This window comes from Azospira inquinata, from assembly GCF_018905915.1.
GTDB lineage: Bacteria > Pseudomonadota > Gammaproteobacteria > Burkholderiales > Rhodocyclaceae > Azospira > Azospira inquinata.
In genome coordinates, this window is the sequence record NZ_CP064782.1 from 1,592,760 (window position 1) to 1,611,719 (window position 18,960).

Sequence of the window (18,960 nt, forward strand, 5' to 3'; positions counted from 1 at the left end):
TTCCCCGATTTTCATTGACTTTAGGCCTATTAACTCTTATATTAATTATCTTTGTGTGCAGCGGCTGGCTGCCCACCGTCCGGGAGCTTGGCTCCCGCCCCCACTAGGAATACCACGGAAAAAATATAATGTTCCGGGCAGTCTTTTACCAAGTGGGGGCGGTTTTCGTGACGGCGGTGTTGTCCAGTCTCTTTGCCGGCTGGGGTGGAGCAGCGTCGGCGGGAATCGGGGGGGCATCTGCCATCATTCCCAATTTCCTCTTTGCCATGCGTCTGTCCCTGGCGGTTCGCCGGAACAAAAGCCCATCTGTGGTGGGCTTTTTTGTGGGCGAAGCTATTAAGGTGGCTGCCACGATCGGTTTATTGGCGATTGCCGCCAAGCTTTATCAGGGGCTGGTTTGGCCAGCCCTGTTGATTGGCCTGGTGGTGGCGCTACAGGCGAGTTTTTTGGCTTTTTGGAAGAAATCCTGACATGGAAACTGGCAAGGAAATAGTAGAAGGCGCCGTGGAGCATGGGCCGACCGCTGGCGAGTACATCGTCCACCACTTGACCCACCTGAATACCACCGGCCACGCGCAAAAGGCGGTAATCGATTTCTCCATCCTCAATCTGGATACCCTGTTCTTCTCCGTGCTGGTCGGCGTTATCGGCCTGTTCGTGATGTGGCGGGTAGCCAAGAGCGTCAACTCCGGCGTGCCGGGACGGCTTCAGGCGGCGGTGGAAATTGTGCTGGAGATGGTGAATAACCAGGCCAAGGGCATCGTTCATAGCGAACAATCCCGCAAGTTTGTGGCTCCCCTGGCGCTGACTGTGTTCATCTGGATTTTCCTGATGAACTCCATGGACTTCCTGCCCGTGGATCTGCTGCCCCGCATTTGGCAAGCCGCCCAAGGCAATCCCCACGCTTTCCTGCGGGTGGTGCCTACCGCCGATCTGAACGGTACCCTGGGTCTGTCCATCGGCGTGCTGCTGATCTGCATCTACTACAACATCAAGATCAAGGGCCTGGGTGGCTGGGTGCATGAACTCTTCACCGCTCCCTTCGGTTCCCATCCCCTTCTGTATCCCATCAACTTCCTGATGCAGATGATCGAGTTTCTGGCCAAGACCATCTCCCACGGTATGCGGTTGTTCGGCAACATGTACGCCGGCGAGCTGGTGTTCATGCTGATCGCCCTGATGGGTGCGGCGTGGGCGGGTACCGCTTCGGGTGCCATGCTGTGGGTCGGCGGCGTTCTCGCCGGCTCCATTTGGGCCATCTTCCACCTTCTGATCGTCGCCTTGCAGGCCTTCATCTTCATGATGCTGACCCTGGTGTATATCGGACAGGCCCACGAAGGCCATTGAGCCTCTTACGATTCATCCCTTTTAATTTTCAACCTACCTACTTAGCAAGGAGTCAACATGGAACAAATCCTCGGTTTCGTCGCTCTGGCCGCCGGTCTGATCATCGGTCTGGGTGCCATCGGTGCCTGTATCGGTATCGGTATCATGGGGTCCAAGTATCTGGAAGCTTCCGCCCGTCAGCCTGAACTGATGAACGAACTGCAAACCAAGATGTTCCTGCTGGCCGGTCTGATTGACGCCGCCTTCCTGATCGGTGTTGGTATCGCCATGATGTTCGCCTTCGCCAACCCGTTCGTTCTGAAATAATTATTTCCGGCTCGAACAACTTTAGAGGGTTAGTGCCGTGAATCTGAACGCAACTCTGTTCGCACAGCTCGTTGTGTTCTTCATCTTGGCGTGGTTCACGATGAAATTCGTGTGGCCCCCCATCGTGAAGGCGCTCGACGAGCGGGCGAAAAAAAATTGCCGACGGCTTGGAAGCCGCCGAGCGCGGCAAGCACGACCTGGAACTGGCTACCAAGCGTTCCGCTGATGCTATGCGGGAAGGCAAGGAAAAGGCTGCTGAAGTGATCTCCGGTGCGGACAAACGTGCCGCCCAGATCGTGGATGAAGCCAAGACGGCAGCCCAGGTCGAAGCCGACAAGGTCGTGGCGAACGCCAAGGCCGAGATCGAACAGGAAGTCGTGCGTGCCAAGGAAGAACTGCGCGCCCGGGTGGCCGAACTGGCCGTATCCGGTGCGGAGAAAATCCTGCGTCGTGAAATCGATGCGAAGGCCCATGCTGACATCCTGGCCGCGATCCAAAAGGACCTGTAACGCATATGGCTGAATCCGTCACCATCGCTCGTCCCTATGCGGAAGCGGTATTCCGCCTGGCGCGCGAAGGCAAGACGCTGGCTCAGTGGTCGGATACCCTGAAGCTCCTGGCAACCATTGCAAAGGACCCGGAAATGGTCCAATGCATGGGGAACCCGGAGCTTTCCTCCGAACAGCTGACCCAGCTTTTCGTATCCCTCAGCAAGGGGGAAGGTAACCAGGATCTGGTTGGCTTCGTCCGGGTGCTGGCGGAAAACGATCGCCTCGTGCTGCTGCCGCAAATCCAGGAGCTCTACGAGCAACTCAAGGGCGCCGAAGAGGGTATCAAAGAGGCTGTGATCTACAGCGCTTTTCCTCTCGACGATGCGCAAGTGAAAAATCTGATGGGCCAACTCGAATCCCATTTCCAATCCAAGCTGCAGCCCCGAGTGGTGGTTGACCAGGCGCTGATTGGCGGGGTGAAAGTGGCGGTGGGTGACCAGGTGCTCGATGCTTCGGTGCGCGGAAAGCTCGAAGCAATGGCCACGGCGCTCAAGAACTAGGAGAAATTCATGCAGTTGAATCCTTCCGAGATCAGCGAACTGATCAAGAGCAAGATTCAAAACCTGCAAGTGGGCGCCGAGACCCGCACGCAGGGTACCGTCGTCTCGGTGACGGACGGCATCTGCCGCGTTCACGGTCTGCAAGACGTGATGCAGGGCGAAATGCTGGAATTCCCCGGCAATACCTTTGGTATGGCTTTGAATCTGGAACGGGACTCCGTCGGGGTCGTGGTTCTGGGTGAATACGAACACATTTCCGAAGGCGACACGGTGAAGTGCACCGGCCGCATTCTGGAAGTGCCCGTCGGTCCCGAACTGGTAGGCCGGGTGGTTAACGCCCTGGGCCAACCCATCGACGGCAAAGGTCCGCTCAACAACAAGCTGACCGACAAGATCGAAAAGGTCGCCCCTGGCGTGATTTGGCGGAAGTCCGTGGATCAGCCGGTCCAAACCGGTCTGAAGTCCATCGACTCCATGGTGCCGGTTGGCCGTGGCCAACGGGAACTGATCATCGGTGACCGCCAAACCGGTAAGACCGCCGTGGCTATCGACACCATCATCGCCCAGAAGGGTCAGAACATGACCTGTATCTACGTGGCGGTGGGTCAAAAAGCCTCCACGGTGGCCAATGTGGTGCGTAAGCTGGAAGAGTTCGGCGCCATGGAATACACCATCGTGGTGGCCGCGACCGCTTCCGAATCTGCTGCGCTGCAATTCATTGCTCCGTACTCCGGTTGCACCATGGGTGAATACTTCCGCGACCGCGGCCAAGACGCCCTGATCATTTACGATGACCTGACCAAGCAAGCCTGGGCCTATCGTCAAATCTCCCTGCTGCTGCGCCGTCCGCCTGGACGGGAAGCCTACCCTGGCGATGTGTTCTATCTGCACTCCCGCCTGCTGGAACGGGCTGCCCGGGTCAATGCGGAATTCGTTGAACGTTTCACCAACGGGGAAGTGAAAGGCAAGACCGGTTCTCTGACCGCCCTGCCCATCATCGAAACCCAAGCCGGTGACGTGTCTGCCTTCGTGCCGACCAACGTGATTTCCATTACCGACGGCCAGATCTTCCTGGAAACCGACCTTTTCAACGCCGGTGTCCGTCCCGCCATTAACGCCGGTATTTCCGTGTCCCGCGTGGGTGGTTCCGCTCAGACCAAGCTGATCAAAAAGCTGTCCGGCGGTATCCGTACCGACTTGGCCCAGTATCGGGAACTGGCGGCTTTCGCCCAGTTCGCCTCCGACCTGGACGACGCGACCCGTAAGCAGTTGGAACGGGGCCGTCGTACCGTGGAAGTGCTGAAGCAAGTCCAGTACGCCCCTCTGTCCGTCGCCAACATGGCTCTGACCCTGTTCGCGATCACCAAGGGCTACACGGATGACGTGGATGTGAAGCGGATTCTGGACTTCGAAAAGGGTCTGCATGCTTTTGCCGCGCAAAAGTACGCCGATCTGGTCGCCAAGATGGATTCCACCAAGAACCTGGATGCCGAGACCGAGAAGCAAATGGTCGCTGCCATCGAGGACTTCAAGGCTTCTTGGGCCTAATCCGTCGAGGAGAGCGTAATGGCTGGCGGTAAAGAGATCCGCAACAAGATCAAGAGCGTCGAAAACACGCGCAAGATCACCAAGGCCATGGAAATGGTGGCCGCTTCCAAGATGCGTAAGGCGCAGGAACGTATGCGTCAGGCGCGTCCTTACGGCGAAAAAATTCGCCGGGTGGCGGCTCACCTGTCCCACGCCCTGACCGAATATCGGCATCCGTTCCTGAGCAAGCGCGAACCCGTGAAGTCCGTGGGTCTGATTGTCGTTTCGTCCGACAAAGGCCTGTGCGGCGCGCTGAACTCCAACATCATGCGCACGGTGCTGCACAAGATGAAGGAATGGGAAGACAAAGGCATTCAGTTCCAAACCACGGCCATCGGCAACAAGGGCCTGGGCTTCCTGCAACGCTCCGGCGCCAAGGTGGTTTCCCAGGTCGTGGGCCTGGGGGATAAGCCCCATCTGGAACGCCTGATCGGGCCGGTGAAGGTGCAGCTGGATGCCTTCGTGAAGGGCGAAATCGACCAACTGTTCATTGCCTATACCCGGTTTGTGAACACCATGCGTCAGGAAGCGGTAGTGGAACAACTGCTGCCCCTGTCCGGAGAAGTGGTCGGTTCCGAGTCTTCCCGCTGGGATTACGTCTATGAGCCGGAAGCCAAATCGGTTATCGATGATTTGCTGGTGCGCTACGTTGAAGCGCTGATTTACCAGTCCGTCGCGGAAAGCATGGCCTCTGAGCAAAGTGCCCGTATGGTCGCAATGAAATCGGCCTCCGATAATGCCAAGAACGTAATCGGCGAACTGAAATTGGTCTATAACAAGACCCGTCAGGCCGCGATTACCAAGGAATTGACGGAAATCGTCAGCGGCGCGGCGGCGGTCTAACAGGTTTCAATAGTTTGAGGGATTCAATATGAGTCAAGGTACGATCGTTCAGTGCATTGGCGCTGTGGTGGACATCCAGTTCCCCCGCGATGCCATGCCCAAGGTCTATGATGCCCTGATGCTCGACGCTTCCGAAGAACACGGGAATGTCGAAAAAGGCCTGACCTTTGAAGTGCAACAACAGCTGGGTGACGGCATTGCCCGCACCATCGTTCTGGGTTCTTCCGACGGTCTGCGTCGGGGGATGAAGGTTAACGCCACTGGCGCTCCTATCTCCGTTCCCGTGGGTCGTGGCACCCTGGGCCGGATCATGGACGTGCTGGGCCGCCCCATCGACGAAGTGGGCCCCATCGAAACCGAGGAAAAGCGTCCTATCCACGCCCAAGCCCCGGCTTTCGACGAACTGTCCCCCTCCGTGGATCTGCTGGAAACCGGTATCAAGGTTATCGACTTGGTCTGCCCCTTCGCTAAGGGCGGTAAGGTGGGCCTGTTCGGTGGCGCCGGCGTGGGCAAGACCGTGAACATGCTGGAGCTGATCAATAACATCGCCAAGCAACACAGCGGCTTGTCCGTGTTTGCCGGCGTGGGCGAACGGACTCGGGAAGGTAACGACTTCTACCACGAAATGTCCGACGCCAAGGTTATCGACCAAGAAAACCTGGCCAACTCCAAGGTGGCCATGGTCTTCGGTCAGATGAACGAACCTCCCGGAAACCGGCTGCGCGTGGCCCTGACCGGCCTGACCATGGCCGAACGGTTCCGTGACGAAGGTCGGGACATTCTGTTCTTCGTGGATAACATCTACCGTTACACCTTGGCCGGGACCGAAGTGTCCGCCCTGCTGGGCCGGATGCCTTCCGCTGTGGGTTACCAACCGACCCTGGCTGAAGAAATGGGCCGCCTGCAGGAACGGATTGCCTCCACCAAGGTGGGTTCCATCACCTCCATCCAGGCCGTGTATGTGCCTGCCGATGACTTGACCGACCCGTCTCCCGCCACCACCTTCCTCCACTTGGACTCCACCGTGGTGCTGTCCCGGGATATCGCCGCGCTGGGTATCTACCCCGCCATCGATCCCCTGGATTCCAGCTCCCGTCAGCTGGATCCCCAAATCGTGGGTGAAGAACACTACGGCGTGGCCCGTCAGATCCAGGTCATCCTGCAACGCTACAAGGAACTGCGGGACATCATCGCCATTCTGGGGATGGACGAACTGGCGCCGGAAGATAAGCTGGCCGTGGCTCGTGCCCGGAAAATCCAGCGTTTCCTGTCCCAACCGTTCCACGTGGCCGAAGTATTTACCGGGGCTCCCGGCAAGTACGTACCGCTCAAAGAAACCATCCGTGGTTTCAAGATGATCGTGAACGGCGAGTGTGACAGTCTTCCCGAACAGGCTTTCTACATGGTGGGTAGCATCGACGAAGCCTTTGAGAAGGCCAAGACCCTCCAGTAATCAACCGGTTGCCGCGCCCTTCCGGGTGCGGCGTACCAGAGGGGAACCCCTAACATGGCATTAAGAGTACATGTGGACGTGGTCAGTGCCGAAGAATCCATCTTCTCCGGCGAGGCCGAATACGTGGTGCTTCCGGGCGAAGCCGGCGAGCTGGGCATCTGGCCGCGGCATACCCCCCTGCTCTCCCGTATTAAGCCTGGTACGGTGCGCATCAAAATGCCGGACGACGATTTCGAAATGATCTACGTCTCCGGTGGCATGCTGGAGGTGCAACCGCACTTGGTCACCGTTCTGGCCGATACCGCCATCCGCGGTAACGATCTGGACGAAGCCAAGGCCATGGAAGCCAAGAAAGCCGCCGAGGAGGCCTTGCAAAACAAGACCGCCAAGCTGGATTTGGCCCAGGCCGAAGCCGAACTGGCCGAAGCCGTGGCCCAACTGGCCACCATCGAGAAGCTGCGCAAGCGTCGCCACTAAGCACGCCGGTGCAATCAAAAAAAGGCAGCCCAAAAGGCTGCCTTTTTTATTGCCTGAATGGCAATGGGCGGACTTTACCCCAGAAGAAATTGGCTCCGAAAGGGGGCTGCTCTTCCGTAAAAGGGTGAAGAACTCGACCCTAGGAGCAGGGGAGCAGGGGAGGCCAGGGCCCCTTCGCCTAACGATAACGGGGGTCAGGCGCCCCGACGCCGGGCTTCCAGGGCGCCCAGCCGCCCTTCTAGACGATCCGCTTCTTTCGCCGTTTCCTGGATTTCCAGCCCCAGCCGTTCCGCTGCGGCCCGGTCGGCCAGATAGGGGGAATCGTCCTGGAGGTATTCGGCCACATTTAGGCCCAGGCGTTGCCAGGTGTCCTTTTGCCAGGCCCAGAGGCGGTTGCCCGTGGTCACCAAACGGTGGGCCGCCAGGTCGCCGATACGGGTTGCCAACTCCCCTTCCACATCCCAATGGAGGTTACGCAGCACCTGCCCCAGGGCTTCTGCCAGATCCGCCGGGCCTTCCAGGTGGGCCCGGGCGAAGAGGCTTTCCGGCCCGGCCAGGAGTTCCCAGGGGGCGGGCAGGGGCAGGCGGATGGTCACATCCGTTTGGCCATCATCTTCCAGGGGCTCCAGCAGACCGCTGGCCCCCAGCTGGGCTCGGAGTAAGGGCAAGCCCCCTAGGGAAATGGCCAGACTGCGCCCGGCAAAGCCGCGAAACCGGCCCCGGGCCCAGGTTTCCTGGCGCAGGAGGTGGTTGAGAAAGCTCAGGGAAAGACGGGGAATCACGCCAGGCTCCGCAGGGGGAATTCAGGACAGTTGCTGGATGCCGGCCACGGTCCAGCCCCGGCTGCCATCCGTGGGTTTCACCAGGTTCCAGACTTCGTCGAAGGGGTTAGCCGGGCCATTGGCTTCTTCCCGGACCAGTCCGTGGAAGCGCACGCTGGCAATGTAGCGTTGGTTTTCCGTGACCACTTCCAGGAGATTGGCCTCCAGCTGCACCACCTCCGTAACCTGGGGCGTCTTCCCCCGTTCGGCCAGTTGCAGCTTTACCTCGGCAAACATTTCGGGAGCCAGGAATTCCCGCAGATCATTTTCATCCCCCGCATCATTGGCGGCCTGGAGGCGGATGAAGTTGAGCTTGGCGATGCGTAGAAATTCTTCCCCGTTAAAGCCTTCGGGCAGGGCGGGAGCGGCTACCGGCGTGGTGGGCGCAGGGGTACTGCCTCCATAGTTGCCCTGAATAGGGGGCATTTCTCCGTTAAAAGGGGGCTGAACCGGAGGCATAGGCTGGAGATGGGGGCCGCCCACGCCGGAATAATGGAGGGGCTCCTCGGGCCGTGGGGCAGGGGCGGTACGGCGCAGCAGGCGCAGTACCAAGCTGAAGACCACCATGACTGCCACGATAGTCAGCAGAGTGCCCAGGAGGCCGCTCAAACCGCTTCCACCGCCCGCCAGCAGGGCGCCCAGGCCCAGACCGGCAGCGAGACCGGCCAGGGGGCCCGCCCAGCTGCGTTTGGGTTGGGCCGGCGTGGGGGTGGAAGGCTGGGGCGCGTTGGGGCTGGCCGCCTGACGGGGCTGGCCGATGGGGGACTGGGGCGCGGCGTAACGCTGACCGATGGCTTCCCGCTGCATACCGCTATTGCGGGCGCCGCCCAGGCGCCGGGCATCCGCGTCCTGAACCAGAAGGCCGAGCCCCAGGAGCAGGGCGCACAGGGAGAGGAGGGTACGTCGCATAGGGCGCTCCTTAAAACTTGTAACCCCGGTGCAGTGCCACCACACCCAGGGTGAGATTGAAATATTCCACTCTTTCCAGACCCACTTTTTCCATCATGGATTTAAGGGTTTCCTGATCCGGGTGCATGCGGATGGATTCGGCCAGATAGCGGTAGCTGTCTTCATCCTGCACCACCAGCTTGCCCATGCGGGGAATGACCTGGAAGGAATAGAAGTCGTAAATGGGGGCCAGGGGCGCCCAGATCCGGGAAAATTCCAGCACCAGGAGGCGGCCGCCCGGCTTCAACACCCGGCGCATTTCCGCCAGGGCCTGATCCTTATGGGTCATGTTGCGCAGACCGAAGGCCACGGTGACCAGGTCGAAGTAATTGTCCGGGAAGGGCAGCTTTTCCGCGTCGCACTGGGCTACGGGCAGCACATAACCTTTGTCGCAGAGCCGGTCCCGGCCCCGGGTGAGCATGGCGTTATTGATGTCGGTGAGCCAGACCTGGCCCGATTTGCCCACCCGCTTGGCGAAGGCCAGGGACAAATCCCCCGTGCCCCCGGCCACGTCCAGTACCCGGAAACCTTCCCGCACACCGCTCTGGGCGATGGTAAAAGCTTTCCAAATGCGGTGCAGGCCGCCGGACATCAGGTCGTTCATGACGTCGTAGCGCTGGGCTACGGAAGAAAACACGTCGGCCACCTTTTGGGCCTTTGCTTCTTCGGCGACCTGTTGAAAGCCAAAATGTGTTTGTTCGCCCATGGCGGATTCCATCAATGATGATGCCCACAGCCGCCCGGAGCGGGGCTGGCGGGAGCGGTGTTATCGGGATCGCGGGAAAGGCCGGCGGCCTCCAGCTGGCTCAGGTACTGCTGCCATAAGGTCTCCTGGCGTTGCCCCAGATCATAGAGACAGTCCCAGGAGTAGAGGCCGCTGTCGTGGCCGTCGGAAAAGACCAGCTTGATGGCGTAGTTGCCCACACCCTCCACCCGCTCCACGGTGACTTCCCGCTTGCCTGCCTGGATTTTTTCCTGCCCGGGGGCATGGCCCCGGACTTCGGCGGAAGGGGAGAAAACCCGGAGAAACTCGTAGGGCAGGAGAAACTGGGTCCCGTTGTCGAAGTGAATTTCCAGCTGACGGGATTTCTGGTGCGCCTTGATCTCGGTGGGAATGGGGGTGTCTTTGGTCAGCCCGGCCATGGCCGTCAATCCTCGCGAAAGAACGCGCTATCATAGCGCAGAAGGCGTTCAGCCGGGAGTTTCGGGGGCTGGCGGGGGGCCTGGAATGTCATCTAATTGTCACCTGACTGCAATACACTGAGCCTGAAAAATCATTATTCATCGGGAGTCGGGTTTAGCCATGGCAGCCAACATTCTTGTGGTGGAAGACGAACCGGCCATTCAAGAGCTGATTACGGCCAATCTCCAACATGCGGGCCACTGCGTTTTGCGGGCCCTGGATGCGGAGGAGGCGGAACGGCGGGTGCGGGAAGTCTTGCCGGACGTGATTTTGCTGGATTGGATGCTGCCCGGCATGTCCGGCCTCCAGCTGGCCCGCCGCCTGCGAAGCGATGACCGGACCCGGGATGTGCCCATTATCATGCTCACCGCCCGGAGCGACGAGCAGGACAAAATCGCCGGCCTGGATTCGGGGGCCGATGACTACATTACCAAACCCTTTTCCCCCCGGGAGTTGCAGGCCCGGATCAAGGCCGTGCTGCGTCGCCGGGCGCCCCAGATGACGGAGGATCCGGTGGATGTGGAGGGGCTGCGCCTGGACCCGGTGACCCACCGGGTCACGGGCAACGGGCAACTGCTGGACCTGGGGCCCACGGAATTCCGCCTGCTGCACTTTTTCATGACCCACCCGGAACGGGTCCATAGCCGTCCCCAATTGCTGGATCAGGTCTGGGGCGACCATGTGTTTGTGGAGGAGCGCACGGTGGATGTCCATATCCGGCGCCTGCGCAGCGCCCTGGAGGATACGGGTCACCACCGCCTGATCCAGACTGTGCGGGGCAGCGGCTACCGATTTTCCTCCCAGGCCGAGTGAGTTCATCCCATGATGCTGGCGTGGTGGGGAACTTGGCTGAGTCTGGCGTTTGTTTTTATTTCCGGTTTGATTCTGGGCCTCTGGCTCGGGCCTTGGTGGGCCTGGGGCCTGGGGCTGGCGGCCCTGCTGGCCATGGCGGGCTGGCAGATGTGGTTTGTGAACCGGCTGTTGAAATGGCTCAAAGGCCCCATGGATGCCCGGGTGCCCCGGGCCTGGGGCGTCTGGGATCTGGTCTTCGCCGGGCTGCACCGCCGGGTGCGGGTGCGCATGGAGCAGCAGCAGATGCTCCAGGAGGCCCTGGAACGCCTGCGTCGGGCCGGGGAAGCCCTGCCCGACGGGGTCATCACCTTCAACCGCTTTCGCCAGATTGACGGCATCAATGCCCGGGCGGCCCTTCATTTCGGCCTCAACCCCATGGTGGATAAGGGCCAGCCCCTCACCAACCTGATCCGCCAGCCCGAGTTCGTGGCCTATCTGGAAGCGGGGTATTACGACGAGCCCCTGACCCTGCACAACGACCGGGTGCCCGGTCAGACCCTGCAGGTTCAACTGGTGCCCTACGGGGAAGGCCAGACCCTGCTCCTGTCCCGGGATATCAGCCAGCTGGAAAAGCTGGAAACCATGCGCCGGGATTTTGTCGCCAACGTATCCCACGAACTGAAGACCCCCCTGACGGTGGTGAACGGCTTCGTGGAAATGCTGGTGGATGACTACGGCGCCCATTCCCCGGAAGAAGCGGTCCATTACCTGCGCTTGGTGCAGGATCAGGCGACCCGGATGCAGCACTTGATCGAAGACCTGCTCACCCTGTCCGCCCTGGAAACGGGGGGCTCGGCCCCTACGGAGGAGCGGGTGGCGGTGGCTCCTCTGCTGGAGGCCATCCTGGCGGAAACCCGGGCCCTTTCCGCTGGCAGCCACGAAATCAGCCTGGATTGTCACGGCCCGGCCATTCTGCTGGGCAACGGGCCGGAATTACGCAGCGCCTTCGGCAATCTGGCCTTCAACGCCGTGCGCTACACCCCGGCGGGGGGCCGGGTGGAAATCAGCTGGCAGAGCGACAGCAACGGGGGCGGGGTGTACAGCGTGACGGACACGGGGATCGGCATCGCGCCCCAACATCTGCCTCGGCTGACCGAGCGCTTTTACCGGGTGGACCGGAGCCGTTCCCGGGAAACCGGAGGCACGGGGCTGGGGCTGGCCATTGTCAAACACGTGCTGACCCGCCACCAAGCCCGGCTGGAGATCACCAGCGAATCGGGCAAGGGCAGCCGCTTTAGCGTCCGCTTTCTCCCTTCCCGGGTGGCGGAAGAATAGACGGCTCTTCCCTGGCGGGCGCAGTGGGGTGGGGGCCTAGGCTTCCAGCGCCTGGCGGATGGCGGCCCCCAGGGCAGCGTCATCCGGTGCCCGGGGCGGTTGGGCTTCGGTTTGGGTTTGGGGCCCCCAGATGGAATTGGGGAAATGGGGGTCGCTGCGGCGCCGGGGAATGATGTGCCAGTGCAGGTGGGGCACCATGTTGCCCAGGCTGGCCAGATTGATTTTGTCCGGGTCCATCAGCTGGCGCAGGGCCGTTTCCACGGCGCAGAGTACCTTCAGACAGTGGCTGCGCTGGTCGGGAGACAGATCCGTCAGCTCCGCCACATGGTTTTTCCAGATCAGACGGCAAAAGCCCGGATAGAGGGGATCTTCCACCCGGATAACGCGGCACAGGGCATCTTCCCAGAGGATGGCCCGGTTTTCTTCCGCCGTGGGGTGGCAGAGGGGGCAGGAGGGGGACATGGGCGGCTTTCCGAAAATCAGTGGGCCGCCAGTGTAAGCCGCCCCGCTGTCCCCGTCATGCCTGGCAGGCCACCAGATCGAAGTCGTAGCCGTCCAGCAGCACCCGCTCCAGATGGCAGCGCAGATTGGGCTGGGGGCCCAGTTCCACCGGCCGCTGCAACTGGAACCAGCCCCGGGGCAGCACCAGCTCCGGAACGGGGGAAGCGCTGTGGGGCGGGCGCAGGGCAAAGGCCAGCACCACCGGGTGGGTGGCGGCCACCCCGCCGGTGCTGCTGGCCGTAATGCCGCTCACGTCCCCCAGGAAGCGGCGGGCCTTGATGACCACGCCCCCATCCTCGGTCTGCATCAGGCTGGAGACCCGGCACAGCCACCAGGAAGACAGGCCGGGCTGGCGCACCGCCAGGAGCTGACCCAGGGCGATTTTGCCTTCACCGCGGGCCCGGTAGAGGCGGAAGGCCTGGGCGGTGGCTTCCAGCAGGGACCAGTTTTCCCCGGGAAAGCGCTGGCTGAGCTGATCCTGCAAATTGGTTTGGCCTGCTCCCGGCTCCTCTCCAAAGATGAAGACCCGGTCCGCATCCTGGCGGGAGAAGTTTTCGTAACGGCTGGCGGGCAGCAGTTCCCGGCCCGTGAGGCGGACATGGATAGCCTCGAAACCCAGCAACACCTCCGCCGTGCCGGCCGGGCTTTTCAGGGAAAAGGGCCGGGCAATGGCGGTGAGGCTCCACGGATATTTCAGGTGGGTCATCAGCCGGTTGGCGTCCGCCGGGCTGCAATCGTCCCCCAGGAGCAGGGTTTCCGGGCTCAGGCCCTTGGCCAGCCCATGGCGGACCTTGTGCAGGTGCTTGGCCAGATCGGCGACCTCCAGGGCCCGTACCTGGCTGCCCAACTGGGCCCCGGGCAGCATGGTGCGCACCGGGCAATCGCTGTCCAGATCCAGAAGAAAGGGCGGGGGGGGCACGGGCACCGGGGTGATATGGGCCAGCTTGGCCATGAGCCGGGCCCAGCGCAGCACCCAGTTCATGTCCCGGGAGGTGAGACCATAGGGCTTGGCCAGATCAAAGAGGAGCACCGGCAGATAGCTCCGGGCACAGCTGCGCTTACGGCCCTGGGCGTCCAGATATACGGTTTCCGCCCAGCCCCGCCGTTCTCCCTCGGCGTAGGCCCGGTTCAAAAGCCGCCAGGCGTCGGCGGGCACCTGACAACGGGCTTTCAGGTATTCCAGGGGCACCATGCCGCGAAAATAGACAATGCGCTCCAGCACGTGGAGCTGGGTGTCCGGGGCCAGGCCGCCACCGGAACGTTCCGGCAGGCAGTGGCTCCAGGCTTCCCCCCCTGCCTGCCAGAGGGCCACGATGCGGAGAAACAGGGAGAGCTCGCCGCCGGTGTAGGGCAGGGGTTTGTGGCGCAGGCGGCGGGTGGCGTCTTCCTGGACGAACAGCAATTCCGTTTCGCTGTCTTCCAGCAGGGCGATGCGCTCGTCCACCGGCAGGGACCCCAGGGTCAGTTGGGCATAGAAGCGCCCCAAGGCCTCATGGGTACGGACCGGATCGGTGACCGGTAGGCCGGACAGGGCCGCCCGGGCGGCGGCGCCATCGGCGAACGGACTTAAGGGGGTGCTCATTGCCCGTCTCCAAAGAAAAAGCGTTTCAAGCTTTTTGCATAAAGTGTGAATTAATTCACATTTTGCTGATTGGGGCCTGACTTGCCAAGTCGGGGGCTTAGACGCCCAGCAGGTGGAGGATCAGGTTTCGATGCTGGGGGTGTTGCCGGTGCTCGTAGCAGTATATGCCCTGCCAGGTGCCCAGGGTCAGCCGTCCCGCCAGGAGAGGCAGGCTCAGGGAGCTTTGGGTGAGGGCGCTGCGGATGTGGGCGGGCATGTCGTCCGGCCCTTCCAGACTGTGCCGGTAGGCCGGGTCCCCGTCCGGGGCCAGGCGGGCGAAAAAGCTGTCCAGGTCGCGGCGCACGTCAGGATCGGCGTTTTCCTGGATCAGCAGGGAGGCGGAGGTGTGGGGGCAGTAGACGGTGAGCAGGCCTTCCTGGAAGCCGCTTTCCGCCACAAAACCCGTCACCTCCCGGGTGATGTCGTAAAGGCCCCGGCCCCGGGTGGCCAGGGTCAGGGAGCGGTGTGTCAGGGATAGGTCCATAGGGGCTGGGGGCGGGGCCAAAAAAAAGGGGGGCGATGCCCCCCGGGATTTACAGCAGCACCCGCTCGATGCCCCCGTCGTTGGCCTTGGCCACGTAATCGGCCATCCAGTTTTCTCCCAGCAGGGTCTTGGCCATTTCCACCACCACGTAATCGGCCTGGATGTCCGCATCCGGCTCGTAGCGGGACAGGCCCTGGAGGCAGGAGGGGCAGGAGGTGAGGATTTTCACCTGGCCATGGAAAGGTGTGACCTGACCGTGGGCGTCCGGTTCCCCGGCGGCTCGCAGCAGGGCGGCGCCCTTTTCGATTTCCTCCTGCTTGCGGAAGCGCACCTGGGTGGAGACGTCGGGCCGGGAGACCGCCAGGGTGCCGGATTCGCCGCAGCAGCGGTCGTTCAGATCCACCCGCTGGCCCATCAGGTCATTCACCACCTTGATGCCCGAATAGGTCTTCATGGGGGTGTGGCAGGGCTCATGGTACATGTAGCGCACCCCCTGCACCCCTTCCAGCTTGACCCCCTTCTCCAGCAGATATTCGTGGATGTCCAGGAGGCGGCAGCCCGGGAAGATTTTCTCGAATTCGTACTTTTGCAGCTGGTCCATGCAGGTGCCGCAGGAGACGATCACCGTCTTGATGTCCAGGTAATTCAGGGTGTTGGCTACCCGGTGGAACAGTACCCGGTTGTCCGTGATGATCTTCTGGCCCTTGTCTTCCTGGCCCGCGGCGGTCTGGGGATAGCCGCAGCACAGGTAGCCCGGGGGCAGGACGGTGACGGCGCCCACCTGGTAGAGCATGGCCTGGGTGGCCAGCCCCACTTGGGAGAAGAGCCGTTCCGAGCCGCAGCCGGGGAAATAGAAGACCGCGTCCGAATCCTCCGTGGCCTTGCGGGGGTCCCGGATCACCGGAATCACCTCATTGTCCTCGATGTCCAGGAGGGCCCGGGCGGTGCGCTTGGGCAGGTGGCCCGGCATGGGCTTGTTGATGAAGTGGATGATCTGGGCGCGCAGGGGCGGCCGACCCAGGGTGGCGGGGGGGTGGCGCAGTTGCTCCCGGCTCAGGCCCAGGGCCTTGGCCGCTTTGACGGCGAGACGCTGGGCCCGATAGCCCCAGTCGATCATCACCTTGCGCACCAGCTTCACCGTGGCCGGGTCCTTCATGGTGAGGAAGGCCATGGCGGCGGCCTTGCCCGGATCGAACTTCTTCTTGCCCTGCTTGCGCAGGAAGTTGCGCATGGCCACGGACACATCGCCGAAATCGATATCCACCGGGCAGGGCTTCACGCAACGGTGGCAAACCGTGCAGTGGTCGGCCACGTCGTTGAATTCGTCGAAATGTTGCAGGGAAATGCCCCGCCGGGTCTGCTCCTCATAGAGGAAGGCCTCGATCAGCAGGGAGGTGGCGAGGATTTTGTTGCGCGGGCTATAGAGCAGATTGGCCCGGGGCACGTGGGTGGAGCAGACCGGCTTGCACTTACCGCAACGCAGGCAGTCCTTGATGCTGTGGGCGATTTTGCCCACCTCGGACTGCTCCATGATGAGGGATTCGGCCCCCAGCAGGGAGAAGGAGGGGGTGTAGGCATTGCGCAGATCGGCCCCGGGCATGAGCTTGCCCTTGTTGAAATGGCCGTTGGGGTCCACCTTGGCCTTGTAGGCCCGGAAGGGGGCGATTTCCTCTTCCGAAAGAAAATCCAGCTTGGTAATGCCGATGCCGTGTTCCCCGGAAATGACCCCGCCCAGGGAGCGGGCCAGGGCCATGATGCGGCTCACCGCCCCGTTGGCGGTGCGGAGCATTTCGTAATGGTCCGAATTCACCGGGAGATTGGTGTGCACATTGCCGTCCCCGGCGTGCATGTGCAGGGCGACGAAAACCCGGCCGCGCAGCACTTCCTGGTGCAGGGCCTCGAACTTGTCGATGATGAGCCGGTACACCTTGCCGTCGAAAATGGCGGTGAGTTCGGGCTTCAGCTCATTTTTCCAGGACACCCGCACGGAGTAATCCTGGAGCCGGTGGAAGAGGGTGGGATTGGCGGCCCGGTTGGTGAGGGGGCCCGCTTCGATGCCCAGGGCGGCGAAATGGCTTTCCGCCTCGGCCAGGGGCATGTCCAGGTTGTCCAGCAGCCACTGCCAGCGGTGGCGGATGCCTTCCACCAGCTCCAGGGCCGCCTGGCGCCGGTCGCCGATGAGCACGTCCTTATCCAGGTTGGCGTCGCCGCTGGAAAGGGGCAGGTCGCCCTGGAGGAAATTCACCAGGGTGTCGCACAGCTCCAGCTTGTTGCGGGTGGACAGCTCGATATTGATGCGCTCGATGCCGTCGCAGTAATCCCCCATGCGGGGCAGGGGAATCACCACGTCCTCGTTGATCTTGAAGGCGTTGGTGTGCTTGGAGATGGCGGCGGTACGGGAGCGGTCCAGCCAGTATTTCTTGCGCAGCTCCGGGCTCACGGCAATGAAACCTTCCGCACCCCGCTGGTTGCACATGCGCACCACTTCGGAGGCGGCGTGCATCACGGCGGCTTCGTCGTGACCCACGATGTCCCCCAGCAGCACCATCTTGGGCCGCCCCAGGGTTTCCCCCTTGCGCTTGGCTTTGGTGGCATAGCCCACCGCCTTCACATAGCGCTCGTCCATGTGTTCCAGGCCCGCCAGCTGGACCCCGGCAGCGTGACCAGCGCCACCCGGCTTGAAGAAGTCGGTGATTTCCACGATGGAGGGCACCGCTTCCCGGACCTGGCCGAAAAATTCCAGGCAGACGGTGCGGGTGATGGGGGGCATTTTGTGCAGTACCCAGCGGGCGGCCACCACCAGGCCGTCACAGCCTTCCTTCTGCACTCCGGGTACCCCGCCCAGGAATTTATCGGTCACGTCCTTGCCCAGGCCCGCCTTGCGGCAGCTGGCCCCGGGCAGGGAAAGGATGTCTTCCTGGAGCAGCTTTTCCCCGGAGGGATCAAAGCGTTTCAGGCGGAAGCGCACCGTGGGCTGTTCGTGGATTTTGCCCAGGTTGTGATCCAGGCGTTCCACTTCCAGCCAGTTGCCGTCCGCGTCCACCATCTTCCACCAGGCCAGATTGTCCAGGGCGGTGCCCCACAGCACGGCCTTCTTGCCCCCCGCGTTCATGGCGATATTGCCGCCGATGCAGGAGGCTTCCGCTGAGGTGGGGTCCACGGCAAAGACCACGCCGGCGGCTTCCGCCGCTTCCGAAACCCGCTTGGTGACGACCCCGGCGCCGGTGCGGATGGTGGCCACGGGGCGGCTTACCCCGGGCAGTTCGATTTCTTCCACCGGCCCCAGGTCGATGAGCTTTTCCGTATTGATGACGGCGGACAGGGGGGTGAGGGGCACGGCACCCCCGGTGTAACCGGTGCCACCCCCCCGGGGAATGACGGTGAGGCCCAGCTCGATACAGCCCCGCACCAGGGGGGCGATTTCTTCCTCCGTATCCGGGGTGAGGACCACGAAGGGATAGGCCACCCGCCAGTCCGTGGCGTCGGTGACGTGGGATACCCGGGCTAGGCCGTCGAAGGCGATATTGTCCTTGCGGGTATGGCGGGACAGGCTTTTTAGCACCTGATGGCGCAGGTGTAGGGTGTCCACGAAGCGCTGTTCAAAGCGGTCCACGGCCTTTTCCGCCGCCTGGACCAGGGCCGCTACCTTGCGGCTACGCTGGGGATCTTCCTTTTCCGTGGCCTGACGGCGCTTCTCTACTTCCCGCAGGCGGTGGCGCATGGCCTCCACCAGGGCTTCCCGGCGGTGCCGGTTGGCCAGCAGGTCGTCTTCCAGGTAGGGGTTGCGGCGCACCACCCAGATATCCCCCAGCACTTCATAGAGCATCCGGGCGGAACGGCCGGTGACTCGCTCCAGGCGCAGTTCATCGAGCACCTGCCACATGTCTTCCCCGAGCAGGCGGATGACGATCTCCCGGTCGGAGAAGGAAGTGTAGTTGTAGGGGATTTCGCGCAGACGTACGGTCATCGGAAGGGGCGGCCAGGGCCGTGTCTTTCAAAAAGGGGATTTTAACGTATTGCACTGTCCCGGGTAGAGCGGGGTGGGTCAAGGCCCGGGACGGCGATGCCAGGTTGGCCCGGCGCTGGCCTAATCCGGTCCCTCCGGGGAGCGGTGCCAGGGGCTTGGTTCAGGCTCAGACCGTCCGGCGGGCCGGATGTTCCGGGCGCCGCACCGGACTTGCGCCCCAGGCCCTTTCCGGGCGGGGGAAAAG

General features: G+C 62.3%; 18 protein-coding genes and 1 pseudogene. 11 read left to right on the forward strand and 8 right to left on the reverse strand.

Annotated features, from left to right (window positions below; translation table 11 throughout):
* Positions 1-128 precede the first annotated feature (128 nt).
* From Azoinq_RS07245 to Azoinq_RS07285, 9 genes and pseudogenes are all read left to right on the forward strand, one after another.
* Complete coding sequence (locus Azoinq_RS07245; protein WP_216130510.1) at positions 129-470, forward strand: ATP synthase subunit I; 342 nt, start codon at positions 129-131, stop codon at positions 468-470.
* 1 nt (position 471) lies between these two features.
* A complete protein-coding gene (atpB, locus tag Azoinq_RS07250; RefSeq protein WP_216130508.1) occupies positions 472-1,347 on the forward strand; it encodes a F0F1 ATP synthase subunit A in 876 nt (291 codons plus the stop codon).
* A gap of 57 nt (positions 1,348-1,404) precedes the next feature.
* Positions 1,405-1,653, forward strand: a complete 249-nt coding sequence (gene atpE / locus Azoinq_RS07255) for a F0F1 ATP synthase subunit C (protein WP_216130506.1) — start codon at positions 1,405-1,407, stop codon at positions 1,651-1,653.
* A gap of 37 nt (positions 1,654-1,690) precedes the next feature.
* Positions 1,691-2,162: pseudogene (locus Azoinq_RS07260) on the forward strand (F0F1 ATP synthase subunit B).
* 5 nt (positions 2,163-2,167) lie between these two features.
* A complete protein-coding gene (locus Azoinq_RS07265) occupies positions 2,168-2,704 on the forward strand; it encodes a F0F1 ATP synthase subunit delta (protein ID WP_216130502.1) in 537 nt (178 codons plus the stop codon).
* Positions 2,705-2,713: 9 nt separating this feature from the next.
* Positions 2,714-4,252 (forward strand): F0F1 ATP synthase subunit alpha, encoded by a 1,539-nt coding sequence (atpA, locus tag Azoinq_RS07270; protein WP_216130501.1) that lies wholly within the window; start codon positions 2,714-2,716, stop codon positions 4,250-4,252.
* An 18-nt stretch (positions 4,253-4,270) separates the two neighbouring features.
* Positions 4,271-5,134, forward strand: coding sequence for a F0F1 ATP synthase subunit gamma (atpG, locus tag Azoinq_RS07275; protein WP_216130499.1), 864 nt, complete (start codon positions 4,271-4,273; stop codon positions 5,132-5,134).
* Positions 5,135-5,162: 28 nt separating this feature from the next.
* The gene (atpD, locus tag Azoinq_RS07280; protein ID WP_216130497.1) at positions 5,163-6,587 is read left to right on the forward strand and encodes a F0F1 ATP synthase subunit beta; all 1,425 of its coding nucleotides are present in this window, start codon (positions 5,163-5,165) and stop codon (positions 6,585-6,587) included.
* A gap of 54 nt (positions 6,588-6,641) precedes the next feature.
* The gene (locus Azoinq_RS07285) at positions 6,642-7,064 is read left to right on the forward strand and encodes a F0F1 ATP synthase subunit epsilon (RefSeq protein WP_216130495.1); all 423 of its coding nucleotides are present in this window, start codon (positions 6,642-6,644) and stop codon (positions 7,062-7,064) included.
* A gap of 194 nt (positions 7,065-7,258) precedes the next feature.
* On the opposite strand, the gene Azoinq_RS07290 is transcribed toward Azoinq_RS07285, so the two are convergent.
* From Azoinq_RS07290 to Azoinq_RS07305, 4 genes are read right to left on the reverse strand one after another with little or no spacing between them, the layout of a single operon-like run.
* Positions 7,259-7,846, reverse strand: a complete 588-nt coding sequence (locus Azoinq_RS07290; protein ID WP_216130493.1) for a ubiquinone biosynthesis accessory factor UbiJ — start codon at positions 7,844-7,846, stop codon at positions 7,259-7,261.
* Positions 7,847-7,867: 21 nt separating this feature from the next.
* On the reverse strand, positions 7,868-8,794 hold the full coding sequence (locus tag Azoinq_RS07295) for a Tim44 domain-containing protein (protein WP_216130491.1): 927 nt from the start codon (positions 8,792-8,794) through the stop codon (positions 7,868-7,870).
* Positions 8,795-8,804: 10 nt separating this feature from the next.
* On the reverse strand, positions 8,805-9,539 hold the full coding sequence (gene ubiE, locus Azoinq_RS07300) for a bifunctional demethylmenaquinone methyltransferase/2-methoxy-6-polyprenyl-1,4-benzoquinol methylase UbiE (protein WP_216130489.1): 735 nt from the start codon (positions 9,537-9,539) through the stop codon (positions 8,805-8,807).
* Positions 9,540-9,550: 11 nt separating this feature from the next.
* Entirely contained in the window at positions 9,551-9,976 is a 426-nt protein-coding gene (locus tag Azoinq_RS07305; RefSeq protein WP_216130487.1) for a gamma-butyrobetaine hydroxylase-like domain-containing protein, read from the reverse strand.
* A 160-nt stretch (positions 9,977-10,136) separates the two neighbouring features.
* Here Azoinq_RS07305 and phoB point away from each other — a divergent pair, with 160 nt between their 5' ends.
* Positions 10,137-10,829: a phosphate regulon transcriptional regulator PhoB gene (phoB, locus tag Azoinq_RS07310; RefSeq protein WP_216130485.1), complete on the forward strand. Its 693-nt coding sequence runs from the start codon at positions 10,137-10,139 to the stop codon at positions 10,827-10,829.
* A 9-nt stretch (positions 10,830-10,838) separates the two neighbouring features.
* Positions 10,839-12,143: a phosphate regulon sensor histidine kinase PhoR gene (gene phoR, locus Azoinq_RS07315; RefSeq protein ID WP_216130483.1), complete on the forward strand. Its 1,305-nt coding sequence runs from the start codon at positions 10,839-10,841 to the stop codon at positions 12,141-12,143.
* Positions 12,144-12,179: 36 nt separating this feature from the next.
* Here phoR and Azoinq_RS07320 read toward each other — a convergent pair whose 3' ends face one another.
* The 4 genes from Azoinq_RS07320 to Azoinq_RS07335 form a co-directional block, all read right to left on the reverse strand.
* A complete protein-coding gene (locus tag Azoinq_RS07320) occupies positions 12,180-12,605 on the reverse strand; it encodes an HIT family protein (protein ID WP_216130481.1) in 426 nt (141 codons plus the stop codon).
* A gap of 55 nt (positions 12,606-12,660) precedes the next feature.
* On the reverse strand, positions 12,661-14,226 hold the full coding sequence (locus Azoinq_RS07325; RefSeq protein ID WP_216130479.1) for a hypothetical protein: 1,566 nt from the start codon (positions 14,224-14,226) through the stop codon (positions 12,661-12,663).
* 97 nt (positions 14,227-14,323) lie between these two features.
* On the reverse strand, positions 14,324-14,749 hold the full coding sequence (locus tag Azoinq_RS07330; protein ID WP_216130477.1) for a secondary thiamine-phosphate synthase enzyme YjbQ: 426 nt from the start codon (positions 14,747-14,749) through the stop codon (positions 14,324-14,326).
* A 49-nt stretch (positions 14,750-14,798) separates the two neighbouring features.
* On the reverse strand, positions 14,799-18,716 hold the full coding sequence (locus tag Azoinq_RS07335; RefSeq protein WP_216130475.1) for a DUF3683 domain-containing protein: 3,918 nt from the start codon (positions 18,714-18,716) through the stop codon (positions 14,799-14,801).
* Between the last annotated feature and the right edge of the window lie 244 nt (positions 18,717-18,960).

What these genes read in the sequence shown, in the direction of transcription:
- Azoinq_RS07245 (WP_216130510.1), top strand. Translation starts at nt 129, where the DNA reads ATGTTCCGGGCAGTCTTTTACCAAGTGGGGGCGGTTTTCGTGACGGCG.
- atpB (WP_216130508.1), top strand. Translation starts at nt 472, where the DNA reads ATGGAAACTGGCAAGGAAATAGTAGAAGGCGCCGTGGAGCATGGGCCG.
- atpE (WP_216130506.1), top strand. Translation starts at nt 1,405, where the DNA reads ATGGAACAAATCCTCGGTTTCGTCGCTCTGGCCGCCGGTCTGATCATC.
- Azoinq_RS07265 (WP_216130502.1), top strand. Translation starts at nt 2,168, where the DNA reads ATGGCTGAATCCGTCACCATCGCTCGTCCCTATGCGGAAGCGGTATTC.
- atpA (WP_216130501.1), top strand. Translation starts at nt 2,714, where the DNA reads ATGCAGTTGAATCCTTCCGAGATCAGCGAACTGATCAAGAGCAAGATT.
- atpG (WP_216130499.1), top strand. Translation starts at nt 4,271, where the DNA reads ATGGCTGGCGGTAAAGAGATCCGCAACAAGATCAAGAGCGTCGAAAAC.
- atpD (WP_216130497.1), top strand. Translation starts at nt 5,163, where the DNA reads ATGAGTCAAGGTACGATCGTTCAGTGCATTGGCGCTGTGGTGGACATC.
- Azoinq_RS07285 (WP_216130495.1), top strand. Translation starts at nt 6,642, where the DNA reads ATGGCATTAAGAGTACATGTGGACGTGGTCAGTGCCGAAGAATCCATC.
- Azoinq_RS07295 (WP_216130491.1), bottom strand. Translation starts at nt 8,794, where the DNA reads ATGCGACGTACCCTCCTCTCCCTGTGCGCCCTGCTCCTGGGGCTCGGC.
- ubiE (WP_216130489.1), bottom strand. Translation starts at nt 9,539, where the DNA reads ATGGGCGAACAAACACATTTTGGCTTTCAACAGGTCGCCGAAGAAGCA.
- Azoinq_RS07305 (WP_216130487.1), bottom strand. Translation starts at nt 9,976, where the DNA reads ATGGCCGGGCTGACCAAAGACACCCCCATTCCCACCGAGATCAAGGCG.
- phoB (WP_216130485.1), top strand. Translation starts at nt 10,137, where the DNA reads ATGGCAGCCAACATTCTTGTGGTGGAAGACGAACCGGCCATTCAAGAG.
- phoR (WP_216130483.1), top strand. Translation starts at nt 10,839, where the DNA reads ATGATGCTGGCGTGGTGGGGAACTTGGCTGAGTCTGGCGTTTGTTTTT.
- Azoinq_RS07320 (WP_216130481.1), bottom strand. Translation starts at nt 12,605, where the DNA reads ATGTCCCCCTCCTGCCCCCTCTGCCACCCCACGGCGGAAGAAAACCGG.
- Azoinq_RS07325 (WP_216130479.1), bottom strand. Translation starts at nt 14,226, where the DNA reads ATGAGCACCCCCTTAAGTCCGTTCGCCGATGGCGCCGCCGCCCGGGCG.
- Azoinq_RS07330 (WP_216130477.1), bottom strand. Translation starts at nt 14,749, where the DNA reads ATGGACCTATCCCTGACACACCGCTCCCTGACCCTGGCCACCCGGGGC.
- Azoinq_RS07335 (WP_216130475.1), bottom strand. Translation starts at nt 18,716, where the DNA reads ATGACCGTACGTCTGCGCGAAATCCCCTACAACTACACTTCCTTCTCC.